This is a genomic window from Thermocatellispora tengchongensis, assembly GCF_014202315.1.
In the GTDB taxonomy this organism is placed as follows: domain Bacteria; phylum Actinomycetota; class Actinomycetes; order Streptosporangiales; family Streptosporangiaceae; genus Thermocatellispora; species Thermocatellispora tengchongensis.
In genome coordinates, this window is the sequence record NZ_JACHGN010000035.1 from 1 (window position 1) to 14467 (window position 14467).

At 67.2% G+C, this 14467-nt stretch carries 21 protein-coding genes; 17 read left to right on the top strand and 4 right to left on the bottom strand.

Going from position 1 to position 14467, the window contains the following annotated elements; translation table 11 throughout:
- Positions 1-156: 156 nt before the first annotated feature.
- The 4 genes from HNP84_RS47625 to HNP84_RS47640 all read left to right on the top strand — a co-directional run bounded on the left by HNP84_RS47625 (position 157) and on the right by HNP84_RS47640 (position 2356).
- Positions 157-852, top strand: coding sequence for a hypothetical protein (locus tag HNP84_RS47625; protein ID WP_185056762.1), 696 nt, complete (start codon positions 157-159; stop codon positions 850-852).
- 524 nt (positions 853-1376) lie between these two features.
- On the top strand, positions 1377-1769 hold the full coding sequence (locus HNP84_RS47630) for a hypothetical protein (RefSeq protein ID WP_185056763.1): 393 nt from the start codon (positions 1377-1379) through the stop codon (positions 1767-1769).
- Positions 1770-1899: 130 nt separating this feature from the next.
- Positions 1900-2124 carry a MerR family transcriptional regulator gene (locus HNP84_RS47635; RefSeq protein WP_185056764.1) on the top strand — a complete coding sequence of 75 codons (225 nt, stop codon included), beginning with the start codon at positions 1900-1902 and terminating at the stop codon, positions 2122-2124.
- A 19-nt stretch (positions 2125-2143) separates the two neighbouring features.
- Entirely contained in the window at positions 2144-2356 is a 213-nt protein-coding gene (locus HNP84_RS47640; protein ID WP_185056765.1) for a helix-turn-helix domain-containing protein, read from the top strand.
- Here HNP84_RS47640 and HNP84_RS47645 read toward each other — a convergent pair.
- Together HNP84_RS47645 and HNP84_RS47650 are read right to left on the bottom strand one after the other, a co-directional pair.
- Positions 2353-2949 (bottom strand): cation:proton antiporter, encoded by a 597-nt coding sequence (locus HNP84_RS47645; protein WP_185056766.1) that lies wholly within the window; start codon positions 2947-2949, stop codon positions 2353-2355. The two genes, HNP84_RS47640 and HNP84_RS47645, sit on opposite strands and share 4 nt — an antisense overlap.
- 93 nt (positions 2950-3042) lie before the next feature.
- Positions 3043-3555, bottom strand: coding sequence for a hypothetical protein (locus tag HNP84_RS47650; protein WP_185056767.1), 513 nt, complete (start codon positions 3553-3555; stop codon positions 3043-3045).
- 165 nt (positions 3556-3720) lie between these two features.
- Between HNP84_RS47650 and HNP84_RS47655 the strand changes: the two genes are divergently transcribed.
- Genes HNP84_RS47655 through HNP84_RS47670 form a run of 4 tightly spaced genes read left to right on the top strand, consistent with a single transcriptional unit; the run spans position 3721 to position 5364 of the window.
- Positions 3721-3948, top strand: a complete 228-nt coding sequence (locus HNP84_RS47655; RefSeq protein ID WP_185056768.1) for a hypothetical protein — start codon at positions 3721-3723, stop codon at positions 3946-3948.
- Positions 3948-4256, top strand: a complete 309-nt coding sequence (locus tag HNP84_RS47660; protein WP_185056769.1) for a hypothetical protein — start codon at positions 3948-3950, stop codon at positions 4254-4256. The genes HNP84_RS47655 and HNP84_RS47660 overlap by 1 nt, the downstream gene beginning before the upstream one ends.
- On the top strand, positions 4253-4399 hold the full coding sequence (locus tag HNP84_RS47665) for a hypothetical protein (protein ID WP_185056770.1): 147 nt from the start codon (positions 4253-4255) through the stop codon (positions 4397-4399). Before HNP84_RS47660 ends, HNP84_RS47665 begins: the two co-directional genes overlap by 4 nt.
- The gene (locus tag HNP84_RS47670; RefSeq protein WP_185056771.1) at positions 4396-5364 is read left to right on the top strand and encodes a tyrosine-type recombinase/integrase; all 969 of its coding nucleotides are present in this window, start codon (positions 4396-4398) and stop codon (positions 5362-5364) included. Before HNP84_RS47665 ends, HNP84_RS47670 begins: the two co-directional genes overlap by 4 nt.
- A 374-nt stretch (positions 5365-5738) precedes the next feature.
- Here the strand turns inward: HNP84_RS47670 and HNP84_RS47675 are convergent, their stop codons facing one another.
- Positions 5739-5957, bottom strand: coding sequence for a hypothetical protein (locus HNP84_RS47675; protein WP_185056772.1), 219 nt, complete (start codon positions 5955-5957; stop codon positions 5739-5741).
- Between the two features lie 1020 nt (positions 5958-6977).
- Here HNP84_RS47675 and HNP84_RS47680 point away from each other — a divergent pair.
- On the top strand, positions 6978-7616 hold the full coding sequence (locus tag HNP84_RS47680; RefSeq protein ID WP_185056773.1) for a ParB/RepB/Spo0J family partition protein: 639 nt from the start codon (positions 6978-6980) through the stop codon (positions 7614-7616).
- 34 nt (positions 7617-7650) lie between these two features.
- Positions 7651-8736 carry a GNAT family N-acetyltransferase gene (locus HNP84_RS47685; protein ID WP_185056774.1) on the top strand — a complete coding sequence of 362 codons (1086 nt, stop codon included), beginning with the start codon at positions 7651-7653 and terminating at the stop codon, positions 8734-8736.
- Here HNP84_RS47685 and HNP84_RS47690 read toward each other — a convergent pair.
- The gene (locus HNP84_RS47690) at positions 8733-9107 is read right to left on the bottom strand and encodes an ASCH domain-containing protein (RefSeq protein ID WP_185056775.1); all 375 of its coding nucleotides are present in this window, start codon (positions 9105-9107) and stop codon (positions 8733-8735) included. The genes HNP84_RS47685 and HNP84_RS47690 overlap by 4 nt on opposite strands.
- A 41-nt stretch (positions 9108-9148) precedes the next feature.
- Here HNP84_RS47690 and HNP84_RS47695 point away from each other — a divergent pair, with 41 nt between their 5' ends.
- The 7 genes from HNP84_RS47695 to HNP84_RS47725 all read left to right on the top strand — a co-directional run bounded on the left by HNP84_RS47695 (position 9149) and on the right by HNP84_RS47725 (position 14454).
- Positions 9149-9634 carry a hypothetical protein gene (locus tag HNP84_RS47695; protein ID WP_185056776.1) on the top strand — a complete coding sequence of 162 codons (486 nt, stop codon included), beginning with the start codon at positions 9149-9151 and terminating at the stop codon, positions 9632-9634.
- Complete coding sequence (locus HNP84_RS47700) at positions 9631-10917, top strand: PBSX family phage terminase large subunit (RefSeq protein WP_185056777.1); 1287 nt, start codon at positions 9631-9633, stop codon at positions 10915-10917. The genes HNP84_RS47695 and HNP84_RS47700 overlap by 4 nt, the downstream gene beginning before the upstream one ends.
- Before the next feature lie 215 nt (positions 10918-11132).
- Entirely contained in the window at positions 11133-11684 is a 552-nt protein-coding gene (locus HNP84_RS47705) for a hypothetical protein (protein ID WP_185056778.1), read from the top strand.
- A 38-nt stretch (positions 11685-11722) separates the two neighbouring features.
- Positions 11723-13714, top strand: coding sequence for a hypothetical protein (locus tag HNP84_RS47710; protein ID WP_185056779.1), 1992 nt, complete (start codon positions 11723-11725; stop codon positions 13712-13714).
- Between the two features lie 12 nt (positions 13715-13726).
- The gene (locus HNP84_RS47715; protein WP_185056780.1) at positions 13727-14020 is read left to right on the top strand and encodes a hypothetical protein; all 294 of its coding nucleotides are present in this window, start codon (positions 13727-13729) and stop codon (positions 14018-14020) included.
- A 9-nt stretch (positions 14021-14029) separates the two neighbouring features.
- Entirely contained in the window at positions 14030-14293 is a 264-nt protein-coding gene (locus HNP84_RS47720) for a hypothetical protein (protein WP_185056781.1), read from the top strand.
- Complete coding sequence (locus tag HNP84_RS47725) at positions 14290-14454, top strand: hypothetical protein (RefSeq protein WP_185056782.1); 165 nt, start codon at positions 14290-14292, stop codon at positions 14452-14454. Before HNP84_RS47720 ends, HNP84_RS47725 begins: the two co-directional genes overlap by 4 nt.
- The last annotated feature ends 13 nt before the right edge of the window (positions 14455-14467 follow it).

The window sequence follows — 14467 nt, forward strand, 5'->3', positions numbered from 1 at the left end:
GCCCGGGGTGCCCCGCCCCCACGCCGGGGCCTAACCCCCCCGCGGCGCACTGGCCAACCCCCACCCCCCCCGGGGGCGCGCGGGGGCCCCCCCCCGGGGCCCCCCCGCCCCACCCCCGCCCAACCAACACCACGACAGCCACAGGAGGCCCTAGCCATGATCCGCCGAGAGCAAGCCGAACTAGCCCGCGACCACGCCCTTAACGCGCGTAGGTCGCTCGAAGCCCACATGTCCCAGTGCCGCACGTGCACCAAGGAGGCGATCCCGTGTGAGCTGGGCGGGATCTTGATGGGCGGTTCGGGCAAGATCTGCCGGGAGGCCGCCGACGCGCTAGCGGCCTACCTCCCGCGTGGTACCGAGGTCGTGTATCGGGGCAAGCGCCGGGAGTACTGGGGGCGTGAGTTCACCGTTGCTGGGCTGGCCCCAAAGACCCCCTGGAGCGGGTACACGCTCCGGGGCAAAGGGGTCCGGCCGTTCATAGCCACGCTGGCGAGCGTGCACCCGTCGAGCCGGGAGTCTCAGCAGCGGGAGCAGTTCGCCGCCGTCAAGCACGCGGTAGAGCAGTGTTGCGCCGTGCTGGCGCGGCACGGCATCACGGTTGATGCGAAGGCCGACCGCACCGACAGCGGCAGCATGCTCGTCACGTGGAGCAGCGCCGAGTACGTCGCAGCCGAGGCGCGTGTCGTGAAGGCGAGCAAGACGGAGGCCGGGCAGTACCTCGCGGCGGCGCTGTACCTCTTGCAGGTCCTACGCGCGGACACCGCGCGGCGCGATTGGGTCGCGGTCGCACGCGCCGCCGACAGCGCGCGGAAGCTTGCCGACCGCGTGCGGAAGCAGGTTGAAAGTGCGTAGCGCGTGACGCCGACAGCGCCGGACCGCCCCGCGCGGACCGGCGCTTTCGCGCACCCCCCGCCCCCCACGGCTGGGGGCCGGCCGGGGCGGAACTCGGCTGTGTACCTGCGGAAACAAGTTGATCTTGTAGTGTGGTGGGGTTCGCCGGGTCGGTCGGGGGTGCCATGTCTGGTCTTGCTTCTGGGGTGTCGGCTGTGTCGGGTGCGTGTGTGGGTCCGTGTAATGCGAGGTCACGGCGGGCGTGGTCTGCTTTCGAGGCGGCTCGTGATGTGCATGCGGATCTGGTGGATGCGTGGGTGCGTGGCGGTGAGGTGGGGGAGCCTCCTGCCGAGCCGGAGGTTCCGGAGGTTCGGTGGCGGCCGGGGGAGCCGCTGGTGTGCGGCCGGTGCCGGGCGACGGTGCGGAACGCGCTGCTGGAGGTGGATGGGTTCGCGTCGCAGTTGGCGCGGGAGGTGGATGGGTTTCGTCCGCCGTCGAGGTGGTCGAGGGTGTCGGGGTCGAGGCCGAAGCCGAATGTGTCGCCGGTGGGGGAGTTGCTGGAGAAGCTGACGGGCGGGCTGCTGGACTTCGAGGATCGGGCGCGGGCGTGGCTGGGGGCGGGGGAGCGGTTGCCTGGGGCGCGGTCAGCGGTGGCGCGGTCGCGTGCGGTGGGCTGGTTGACGGAGTCGGGCCGGCTGGAGAGCGTCCTGGTCCGGGAGGACCTGGTGGGGTTGGTGGAGTTCGCTCTGTCGTGGCGGACGGTGTTGGAGCGGATGGTGGGGGATGAGCCGCCCGCGTGGACGCCGGCCCGGTGCTCGTGTGGGGAGCGGAGGTTCCACTGGGACGTCAAGGCGGGCTTCTACGTGTGCGCGGCGTGTGCGACGCACGTTTCGGAGAGGGAGGCGTCGGCGCGGGTAGAACAGGAGGTGGCTCGCTGATAGCGGTTCTGCTATCGGCTTGCGTCGGGCTGCGGGGTGTGTAACACTTCCGGGCGACGGAGAGACGTGTGCCCTCGGACCGGTCCTGGTTCGGGGGCTTTCCGCTGTTCGGGGGGTGTGGGTGTCCCCTGTGACGGCGAAGGTTGCGGCTGTTCGGCTGGGCCGGGAGGCGGTGACGATCCGTCAGTGGGCGCGCCGGTATGGCGTGCGGGTGCTGGGGAAGTCGGGCCGCGAGGTCGTGTACGACTTCGCTGATCTGGCGACGATCGAGGGCTGTATCTGGCGGGGTGATCCTGTGCCCGAGTCGCCGGAGGGCCGGGATGCGTTGCGGGCTCGGTTGGCGTCGGCCGCTTGAAGTGATCGGGGTGGAGGTCATGGTGGAGCTGCGGAAGCATGCGCGGGTGGCGGGCGCGGAGCGGGAGTCGCTGAAGGCGGACCTGAAGCGTCGGTATGCGGCGGGGGAGTCGATTCGTGAGCTGGCGGCTTCGACGGGCCGTTCGTATGGGTTCGTGCATCGGCTGCTGGTGGAGGCGGGCGCGCTGCTGCGGCCGCGGGGCCGGGTTCGGCGGGTGAATGCCGGTGCTTAGGTGAGGTGGCTGGCGAGATAGTTCACCAGAATGCCCACGGGCACGGAAGCGAGGCCGCCGGTGATGAGGAAGAGTACGTTACGTAGACGCTCGGTCCGTGTTTCCCCAGGGACTTCAGACGTGAGGATCTCCCGGATCTTCTCCGCCTCGTCTCTGCTGAGCTCGAGGAGTTGCTGGTGTTCCCGAGCCTGGGCGATCAGAGCGTCCCTGGCTGCCTTCTGCTCGTCGATTGCCTGCTGCGCCTGGGCGATTAGCGTTTCACGTACCGCCTTCTGCTCATTGATAGCCTGTTGGACCTTATCCAAGTAGTCAGCGAACTCGTCATACGCCTTCTGGAACTTTTCGGCGCGTCGAGTGATCTCTGTAACAGGGTCGTCCGCCGCGAGCTGATCTCTCCTTCGAGCACGGCGCTCGATGACGAAGAGCGTCGCGGCGCCCACCACGAGGGTGGCCACGATCACGATGGTGGTGCGTAGCCAGGATTCGCTGTCTGCTGCGGACACGATCGAGGCCACGCCCACGAACCCACTGAAGATCCCGAACCGCCAGGAGTTCCGCTCAAGCGGCTCGCGGTCGCGGGGCTGTTCGCTCATCCTTGTATTGCACAGCATCGTCAGATGGCGTGCCACCGTTGTGATCAGACCGCGATCGGCAGAGGCTATGGCGCGCAAGGTGCGCGCTGCGGCTTAGCTGATGCTGTTGACCCAGATACCGATGGGGATGGACAGGGCAGCGGACACGAGCACGCCGGCGAGGAAGAAGCCCCATTCGCGTCGCAGTTCGGCGCGGATTGTTTCCTTGGTTTCGCCGGTGAGGATCTTCCGGATCTTCTCGGCATCTTCCTTGCTCACAGAGAGGACTTGTCGCTGTTCTTCGGCTTGGGCGATGAGAGCATCACGGGCGGCTTCTTGGGCGGCGAAGTCGCGCTGTAACTCCTGCATGAGTGTGGCCGCCTCGTCGAATGCTCTGTTGACGCGCCGGATGCGGCGGCGAAGTACCTCGACAGGGTCTTCTTCTGCTTGCCTCAGCCGTTCCGAACCCTCAAGTATGGACGATGCAAGCCCGTATGACAGCAACGCTATCGGCGTGGCAACCAAGACGGCGTGCTCGATCCTGTTGAGGACCATCCATATGGCGAGGCCAAAGGGGATCGCTGCTGCGGCAGCGACCAAGAGCGTGTAGAGCTTTCGGCGGTGCATTTGTTCATTGCAGCGCAGTCGGTTTATGGCGCACTGGTGCTGTGATCGGATCGCTATGTTGCAACAGAAGCAAGATCGCTAATACAGGAACATAATTCAGGTTATGTTCCGCTCCCCGTGTGTTACCGTCGCGAGAGATCAACTCCCCTCGTGAAAGGTGCTCACGTGAGCAACCACGGAAGCGACCGGCTCCGCTCGGCCGTTCCCCTGGCACTTCCCGGCGAAGAAGTCCGGTGCCCGAACTGCCACGCCACTCTCGCGCAGTGCGACGACAGCGGGTGCGGCCAGCGACGCAAGCCCGGCTGGCGCATCGCCCACCTCACGGGCCGACCCGACGAGATCCCCACCCCCGAGGACGACCGGGCCGAGGAGGACGAGGCGGGCGACGATTGATGTACACCTCGCGCATCATGGCCATCGACCCGGCCGGCTGCGGCTGCACCGAGTGCAGCACCAGCGACGGCCAGAGCGTCCCCCTAGACCAGGCCACACCCGATCACATCGTCGGCATGCTGGTCCACGAGCTTCCCGCGAACCGCACGGGCGAGGACGTGTTCGACCTGGCAGTCCATTGGGACCTCGACGACGGACGCAGCATGACCGAGGTCCGGCCGGGCCGAATCACCGTGACCACGCCGGACGGCCGCCGCTGGGAGCTGACCGACATCAGCGACTACCGGTGGGCGGTGAGGTACCGGTGAGCGACCTCGCCGCGCTGGCCGGCCTGGGCATCCTCGTGGCGCTGATGTGCCCGTTGGCCGCGCGCGTTGCGGACGGTGCTCGCGCCGAGCTGTACGCCTGGCAGGAGAATCGGGCCGCGCGTCGAGGCGGTGAAGGTCGGTGACGGACGAGCTGGTCGAGGCGCCTCGCGGCGACCTCGCGCTTCCGCTCGACCTGCCGCCGCTCGTCGTGGAGATCACGCAGATGTGGCTGGAGACCCGCCGGTCGCCGAACACTCGAGAGGCGTACCGGCGCGCGATCCGGCTGTGGTTCTCCTACTGCGAGCGCACGGGCCTGGATCCGCTGGAGATGTCGGTGCGGCACGCCGAGCTGTACGCCCGGTGGATGGTCGAGAGCGCCGACCGGACGCCGACGCCGAAGACGATCGCGCAGCGGATGTCGGCGGTGTCGGCCTGGTACAAGTACCTGATCAAGAACGACGCCGCCCGGTTCAACCCGTTCGCGGAGGCGGACCGGCCGACTATCCCTCGTCGGCACTCCGAGACGACGGCGTTGACGGAGGACGAGGCGCACACCTTGGTCCAGGCCGCCGACAAGGACCATGGTCGGGAGAGGTTGCGCACCGCGGCGCTGATCCGAATGCTGGTCCAGGTCGGGCTGCGCATCACGGAGGCGGTGGGTGCGGAGATCGACGACCTGGGATTCTCGCGGGGCTATCGGACACTGCGGCTGACGTTGAAGGGCGGCAAGCCGCACTTTCGGAAGCTGCCGGTGGAGACGGTGTACGCCCTGGACCAGTACCTCGAGGAGCGGGCGAGCCGGGCCGGGGTGGAACTGCGGGACCTTCATGGGCCGCTGTTCGCTACCGGCTCGGGCCGGCCGCTGCCGCGCGAGAAGGCATGGGAGTTGGTGCAGCGGATCGCCCGCCAGGCCGGGATCACCTCGAAGGTGACGCCGCACACGCTGCGGCACACCTGGGCGTCGATCGCGGAGGCGCGGGGTGCGAAGCCGCGCGAGATCCAGGAGGCCCTGGGCCATGAGTCGTTCGAGACGACCCTGATCTACCTGCATTCTCGCGACCAACTGGAGAAGGACCCATCGCAGTTGGTGGCGTCGGCGGTCGAGTAGGAGGTCGGCGTGCCCAGGTCGAGATCGAGCGCGATGGACAAGGCAGCGTGGGTGCACCGTTGCGGCGAGATCAACCTGGGCACGTGGACTGAGCGTGCGGTTTGCGGTGGACCACGCCGAGGATGTCGAGCAGTACCGGCTGGTCCGCCTTTGGTGATGCGATGGGGGCGTGAGCGGTCCCTGCCACACGGCGGTCCGCCAAAGGCGGGGCACGTCTACCGGCCAGGTCCATGAAGTCGCAGCGGGCAGAGTATGCCGAGCTGATTAACAGCGTCCCACGACAGGCTCAGCAGATGTTCAAGTGCCCCATCTTCTCCACTCTGTGGTAACGGGACCAGCCCCGCAGTCCCGGTGTACTGCGGGGCTTATACGCGTCAGGCGTTGTCGCCGTCGTCGCTCTTCCCGGTACTTGAGAAGATCGCCTTAGCCCATTCCACAAACCGGTCAAGCACTTCCAGTAGCCAATCGCGTCGGTCCTTCGAGAGGGCGACGGAGAGAGCTAGCGCTGGCACGAAAGCCAGCACTGCCACCATCAGCGGCAGCGCCATTAGGGCTGCGACGATCACGCGCAGCCACAGAGGGAAACCAGACATCGAAAGGTCCTTGCACCGACAGAGACGTCTTCAGGAGTGGTCCTGAAGTACCTCCTAGCCAACCGTCCCCACGGATGCGGAGACGGGACGTGCTCGCGTGATCCTGAAATCGCTGAATCCTGTGATCCTGAGTTCGCTAGCGCTTGATCGTTACGTTCGTTAGCTACGTGATCGGGAAGATGAGTTGCAGCGTTCAGTACGGGATCGTTTGAGACGTGATGCGGCGGGTGCTTGTGTCGATGTGTTCGCGATGAGGAGGCTATCGGCATCTCTACGCCGAGTTGCTGAAGGAGAGTGTACACCTCCCTCGTTCGCGGGATGGGCGACAGAGGTGAAGTTTAAGACGTACTCTTTGCGGCCTTGATCCAGCTAGTGAACTCTCGGACTAGTTCCAGGATGAACCCGCGACCCGACTCGCGGAACGGCAGGTACAGCCACACGGGAAGTGACAGCAGGATGATCGCCAGCAGCGGAAGGATAAGTAGGGCGACGATAAGAGCACGTTGCCACCGCGGCAGGGGCATAAGCATGGATGAGTCCCTAAGACGACACGAAAACAGAGGGAAAGCCCACGCATTACAAGCGTGGAATGAAACCCGCGCAGACACTGCGCAGGGAAATTCCGCACGACAAGGCGTGCGGTTGAAGGGAGCTACAACGACGTCAAACGATCGCTAGTAGATGCGTTAGCCCGGAGTTCACTGGTCTAGAAGCTGCGTCGTGTCTCATGCGAGTTCGTGTCGTCTTAGAGATCGTGAGGCAGGGTTCACAGGTCTTACTGCAGGGCGTTGATCTAATTCGGCGTCGAGTCCTTGTCGATGGTCCCTTGGAACCGGTGAGTAGAGAGTACACCCGTGGCGCAGGGTGCGTGGTCGGGATCCCCTTAACTTCTGTCGTGGTCCTGCGGAAATAGCGGATAAACGGCGTATCTAGCGACAATCCACCTCTAGGGCGCTTGTGGTTGCAGTCGCATGCGGCCCCTGACCTACTCGTACCATTCAGCTCATCGCGGAGGTTGCCGTGCCCGCCATCGTCCCCCAGGCGTACCGCATGGTCCCGCTCGGCGACCTGGAGCCGCACCCCGACAACCCCCACAAGGGCGACGTGGATGTGATCGCTGAGTCGATCGAGAAGAACGGCTTCTACGGCACGGTCCTGGTCCAGAAGTCCCGGATGAGGATCATCGCCGGTGAGCACCGCTGGCGCGGCGCGAAGGCCAACGGCCTGGACAAGGTGCCCGCCCTGCTCATTGACGTAGACGACAAGACCGCCACGCGGATCATGCTCGCCGACAACCGCACCGCCGAGTTCGGTGCGTACGACGACCAGGCCCTTGCCGAGCTCCTGCGCGGTCTGGACGACCTCGACGGCACCGGGTGGACAGAGCAGGACCTCGACGACCTGGCCGAAGCGATCGCAGCCGACAACGCCGCGGTGGCCCTCGCCCCCGGAGGAGCCCCGGCCCCGGGCGGCGGCCGCGCCGATCAGGCCGGGACCGGCGCTCGCGCCGAGGAGGAGCTGCCTGAACCGGGAGACGCCGAGACCCACACGCGCCCTGTGGTGTGGGGCGTGGTGGTCACCTGCGACAGCGAAGCGCAGCAGGTGCAGCTCCTCGACCAGCTCGCCGGTCAGGGCTGGAACGTCCGCGCCCTGATGTAACCCCTGCCGCCACTACCCCTTGAAAGGTCGTGCTGTGCGAGCCGAGATCACGGTATCGGCGCCGGTCCATAAGACCGCCCGCGTGCTGCAGCTTCAGGGCCTGTTCGACGTGCCCGTAGAGGAGCGGCTGAGCAACTCCTGGCACATGGACGTGCCGATCGAGGAGCGGCCGTGGAGCGTCGGAATGATCGTCGGCCCTTCGGGGGCCGGTAAGACGACTATCGCGCGTCACCTGTGGCCGGACCTCGTCGTCACGTCCCACACCTGGCGGGATGACCGGGCGTTGGTGGACGACTTCCCCGAGGGCATGTCCATCAAGGACATCGTGGCTCTGCTGGGCGCAGTCGGCCTGTCATCGCCGCCGGCGTGGCTGCGGCCTTACCGCACGCTGTCGAACGGGGAGGCGTTCCGCGCGTCGATCGCGCGGGCGCTGGCCGAGTCGGGCGACCTGGTCGTCATCGATGAGTTCACGTCGGTCGTGGACCGCCAGGTCGCGAAGGTCGCCAGCCACACCATCCAGAAGGCTGTACGGCGCGGCGGCCGCCAGTTCGTCGCCGTGACCTGCCATTACGACGTGCTGGAGTGGCTGCAGCCGGACTGGGTGCTGGATGTGTCCACCGGCTCGTTTGAGTGGAGGTCGGTTCAACCCCGACCGGCACTCGAGTTCGAGATCCGGCCGGTCGATGGACGGCTATGGCCCGTCTTCGCACGTCATCACTATCTGAGTACGCAGCTCCACGCCTCCAGCAAGAAGTTCGCCGGGTTCATCGACGGCGAGCCTGTCGCGTTCCTGGCCTACAGGCACTTCCAGCATCCCCACACACGCAACCTGAAGATGGAGCACCGGCTGGTGGTTTTGCCCGACTATCAGGGGCTCGGCATCGGGAGCCGGTTCTCCGAGTGGATGGGGCAGCGCCTGTATGAAGAGGGGTTCCGCTACCGGTCGGTGTCCAGTCACCCGGCGCTGATCGCGTATCGGAGCGCGTCGCCGAGATGGCGGATGATCAAGGGCCAGACGAAGCTCGGCACCCGCTCCAAACACGAGTGGATGCACACGCACACGCTCGACCCGCGCCGGCTCGGCGTCGTGTCGTTCGAGTACGTGCCGCCGCGTGTCTAGGCGGCGAACGCCTGCTCCCACCCGGCCGGAGCCGGCCGTAAACCGAGCGCTCCAATAGCGGTCATCGGCCTGACCGCTGGCTGAGCGTCGGCGAGCAACCAGTGATTCTCGCCGAGTCTGGCCCACGGCGACGGGCTGTCCCTGCGGATGTCGGTGAGATTCACCGATCCGAGGATCACGCCGTGCAGTAGCGGCCCTTCGAGGGCGACCCCAAGCTGCTCCATCAGCTCGAAGCCTTCGGCGTCGGTTTTGCGGCCCGCGTGGATGAGGAGCCCTCCGCGGTACCGCGTGGTCCAGGGCCGGTTCTCCACGTCCTTGATGCCCGCGACGATCAGCGCCGCCCAGGGCTGCCGGACGGTCAGCATCCGCATTTGCCGCACCCGAGAAGCGTAATAGATCAGGAGTTCCCCTCATGGTTGTCAGCAAGGCACGCCAGGTCGAGATCTCCCAGCGCCGCTACCAGGCCGTGCAGATGCGGATCGCCGGGGTGTCGCCCACGGTCATCGCTGAGCGGCTGGGCTACTCGGGTGCAGCGTCGGTGTCCAAGGACATCGACCGGGCTCTGCAGAAGGCTGCCAAGCAGGAGCAGATGGCGTCGGAGCAGCTTCTCCGACTGGAGATCGATCGCCTCGACCGGATCATGGCGTCGCTGTGGCCGAAGGTTATCAAGGGCGAGGTCAACGCCTGCGAGACCGCGCTGAAGTGCATCAACCGGCGGGCGAGCCTGCTCGGCCTGGACCTGATCAACAGGCAGGGCGTCGCTGACGGGGACATGGCGTCGCTGCTGGGCAACCTGCTGCTGCAGCTCCAGCAGCGGCACGCCATCCCTGACCCGGACACCGACACGATCCTCGACGCCGAGGTCATCCACGAGATCGAGCCGGGGGACGACCTGTGAGCACGCCGGCGCCGAGCCCGCTCACGCTGTCGCCCAAGCAGGAGAGGTCCATAGCGGAGTCCACGGCCCGCCTGAACATCTGGTCGGGCGCGATCCGGTCGGGCAAGACCATCGCCAGCCTCCTGCGCTGGCTGATCTACATCGCGCAGGCGCCCCGTGGCGGTTCGCTGGTGATCGTCGGGAAGACGAGCGACACGATCGCGAGAAACGTCTTTGATCCGCTCACGGACCCGGCGATCACCGGCCCGGTCGCGCGCCGCATCATCTACACCCGCGGCGCCCCGACCGCGAACATCCTCGGCCGCCGCGTCGAGATCATCAGCTCGAACGACGCCCGGTCGGAGAACCGGCTGCGAGGCATGACGTGCGCCGGCGCCTATGTCGATGAGGCGACGCTGATCGAGCGTGAGTTCTGGGACCAGCTCCTCGCCCGTCTCAGCGTCAAGGACGCCAAGCTGTTCGCCACAACCAACCCGGACGCGCCGAACCACTGGTTGAAGCGGCAGTTCCTCGACCGGCGACACGAGCTGGACCTGCGGCACTGGCACTTCACGTTGGACGACAACAAGGCGCTGGACCCCGCCTACGTGAAAGCGCTCAAGGCCGAGTACCAGGGTCTTTGGTACAAGAGATTCATTCTGGGGCAGTGGGTCATGGCCGAAGGCGCGATCTACGACATGTTCGACCCGGACCGGCACGTCGTGGACGTGTTGCCGCCGATGGAGCGGTGGCTGACGCTGGGGATCGACTACGGGACCGTCAACCCGTTCGACGCCATCCTCGTCGGCGTGTCCACCCCGGACAACACCGGCCAGAGGCGCATCTACCTCGCCAGCGAGTTCCGATGGGACTCTCGCGCGGAGCGGCGGCAGCTCACCGACGCCGAGTACTCGCAGAAGCTCACCGACTGGCTAGACAACATCCCCGACACCTACGGCCCTGGCACCCGCGGGGTGCGGCCGCAGTGGGTGGTGGTGGACCCCTCCGCCGCGAGCTTCATCACCCAACTCCATCGCGATGGCTTCACCCCAACCATGGGCGACAACTCCGTCAACGACGGCATCCGCACCGTGTCGAACCTGCTGGGAGCGGACCACTTGCGGGTCCACCGGTCGGTGTCCGGGTTCCTCGACGAGGTCGGGTCGTACGCCTGGGACGACAAACGGGCGGAGAAGGGCGAAGACGTCCCCGTGAAGGTGGACGACCACGCCTTGGACGCCACCCGGTACGCCCTGCACACCACTCAGGCGGCCTGGCTGCCGCTGTTGCAGCCGGTCTTCTGACCCACGAACGCGCACCCCCCGATCTGTGGCGGGCTGAGGGGTGCGCCGCTCCGCACGTCCCACCCACGTGCGTCGAGCACATGGCGCGGTCCTGGCCCCGTAGTTGAGGGGCTGCGCGGCCGGGACCGCGCCTACGCCACGTCGTGCATTTCACAAGCGAAAGTCGGGGCCATCCGGACCGGGTGGCCCTTCTGCATGTCCGGGAGGGGCACACGATGCGGGACAACGGGCGACTGACCGAGGGCCGACACCTGGAGGCCGGCGTGGGCCGCCGCGACGCTGCCCAGTGGCGCTGCCGCTGGAAGCTGGAGAAGTTCCACGGGTCCGACACCGGCCCGGGCGCCAAGCCGTTCGAGGTGATCGAGCGTGAGGGCAACGCTCTGATGTACGGCGGGGTTTCCGCGCTGTGGCACCGCCTCACCGGGGGAACGGCCGTCACTGCGTTCGACGCGGCCAACGCCCGGATCGGCGTCGGTGACGGCACCGCCGCGGCAGATCCGGTGCAAACCGATCTGCAGGGCACCAGCAAGCTTCGCAAGGGGCTGGACGCCACCTACCCCCAGCACGCGGACGGCACCGGCGCCGCCGCCAACGCGGTGACGTTCCGGGCGACCTTCTCGACCAGCGAAGCGAACTTCGTGTGGTCCGAGTGGGGCATCTTCAACGCCGCGTCCGGCGGCCGGATGCTCAACCGCAAGGTGGAGAACCTCGGGCAGAAGACCAGCGCTGCGAGCTGGGTCTTCACGGTGCAGCTTTCCCTGGCCTGAGCCTCAACGCGACTGCCTGACGGGGAGGGGGCCGCGTCGTGGCGACCATCTTGGAGGACTTCGAGGACGCAACCCTCAACCTCACGATCACCGGGACCTGGGCGCGGGCGTCCGGGACGGCGGCTGCAGGCACGTGGGCGCTGAAGGCCGCCACCATCGGCGCGGAAGAAGCGACCGACGCCATAGTGACCGTCCCGCCCCAGGCCACGTCACTGAGCTTCTACTACCGGGTGTCGTCCGAGGCGGACTACGACCTGTTTCACGTCCTGGTGGACGGCACGGAAGTGCTTGTCGACTCGGGCGATGTCCCCTGGACGCAGACCACGATCGACGTGACCGGCGCGTCGCAGGTGACGTTCCGGTACGACAAGGACGGCTCGGTCAACGAGCTGTCGGACACGGCGTGGATCGACCAGTTGTCGTTCACCGTGCCCGACACGGGAACGCCCAAGAACTCCACTGACGGCGGCACGCTGGTGGAGACGACTGGTGTCGTCCAGGTGCCGGAGATCGCCAAGGCCAGCAGCGACACGGGACACCTGGGCGAGACGCGATGGGTGGGCGAGCCGCAAACCGTCCCTACGCCGCCGTCTATCCGTTCGACCTCAACCGCGACCTCCGGTGCCGCGGCCTACACCATCAACACGCCAGCCGGTGTCGTCGCCAATGACGTGCTGATCGGGCTCCAGGCAGCGGACCGCGGGTCCACCGCGAACATGACAACCCCAACCGGCGGCAGCGCATGGGAACTGCTCGACTCCCTGGACGCGACCACCGGAGAAGGAGTCATCCAGGCGATCCGGGTGTGGTGGAAGCGCGCCAGTTCATCCGAACCGGGCTCCTACACCTTCAACCAGCGCAACGGCTCCGATGGCGTCTGCTTGATCGCCGCGGTCAAGGACGCATCACTGTCGGCGACCCCGCTGATCGCACGTTCGACGCAGGGCACCAACCAGAACGTCACCACGCCGGGCATCACCCCGTCGTCGGGGAACGACCTGGAGCTCCGGCTGGTTGCGGCCTACCCGCAAAATGCCGCCTTCACCCTCACCCCGCCGGCCGGACTCACCGCCCTGACCAGCATCCAATCGCGGACCTACACCGCCGCGGCGGCGGCAGCCAGGATGTTGCAGTCCAACACGGTCACTGATCCGGCGGACTTCGTCGCCTCGGTCAGCTCGTTACTCTGGCGGGTCGGCGTCACTGTGGCCGTCGCCCCGGCAGTCACGGGACCGCCGCAGGTGACGCAGACGGCGTCCGACTCGGGCGCAGTGGTCGAGTCGCCCACGGTCACCGTCCAGCCGGACGGGGTTCCCACGTCGGCCAACGACGTTGGAGCCCTGACCGAGACGGCGGCGGCCACGGCCGACCTCGCCTCGTCGGATGTGGCCGAGCTGGGCGAGGCCGCAGCCATCGACGCCGCGCCGGGCAGCTCCGACCAGGCGGCGGTGACCGAAGCGTCGATGCTGATGGTCGGCTGGGGCGGCGCTGACCAGGCGGCCCTTACTGAGGTCGCCCAGGTGGACGTGGACGTGACCGCCGCCGACACGGGCACGCTGGCCGAATCGGTGGCCATCGCTGAGACGGTCGGTCCGGTCGCTGGCGACCACGCGACGCTGACCGAGGCCATCGCGGTGGAGGTCCAGGCGGTGGTCGCAGACGTCGGTGCCCTGACCGAGTCGGCTGACGTGGCGGTGCTTAAGGACGCCAGCGACTCCGCGCAGCTCGTCGAGTCAGCCACGGTCGGCCTGTCGGTGTCCGACAGCGCCACGCTCGTCGAGTTCACGCAGGCCGAGGTGTCCGTGACGGCGGCCGACAGCGTGGTGCTCACCGACCAGGCCGTGGTGGAAGCCCCGCGGTTCGCCACCGATTCGGCAGTCCTGGTCGAGACGGCAACGGTGGCCACCCTCGGCCGGGACGTCTCTGGCCTCGGCCCGATGTACCGCCGCTGGTCGGCGGGTTCCCCGTACCGCAGGCACTCCGCTGGTGAGCCGCACCGCGCATGGGGCGCGGGCTCACCGCGAACGTAGGGAGGACCGCCCATGGAACCGATCTCCTCCCTATCCAGGGAGTTTCTGTACATCCCCGTCAAGGGCCCGTCCGGTGGTGAAGGCGTCGAAGTCGCCTTCACCAACGAGGACGGCGAACCGACCGAGACGGACTGGCACGACGCCACGTGGGACAACGTCACCGCCGCGGGGGCTGACGCGAAGATCCTCGTCGGTCCCGGCGAGGGTGCTGTGTCGCTGCCTGAAGGCACCTACCGCGCATGGGTCCGCGTGACCTCTTCCGTCGAGCAGCCGGTCCTTCCGGGCGGGCTGGTCCCCGTCATCTGAGGAGCCACTTTGTACCGCATTCCTGTTACCGGCGACATCGTTCGGTACCGAGGCAAGCAGGGCCTCCACGCCGTCCGCGCCGCGATCGTCACGGCGGACGTGACGACCTTGGATCCCCGCGGTGTCGAGGTCGGCGCGGTACCTGCGCTCGACGACGCGTTCCACGTCCACCTGTGGGTCTTCACTCCAGGCCAGCTTGGCGGGTTCCACGAGTTCAACATCCCGCCCGGCGAGGATCCGGGCACCTGGCACTGGCCGGTGGCCACCGGATGAGCGATCAGACGATCACCTGGCGACAAGCCGTGTCCCGTGCGGCCGAAGTCTTGGAGCGCGCTGACTGCGAGCCCAACACGGCGATGGTCGAGGCCAAGGTCGCCATCGCCGAGGGCTGGGTGCAACTGGCTATCGCCTTGTCGGAGATCGAGAAAACGTGAACAGGAGGGTGGC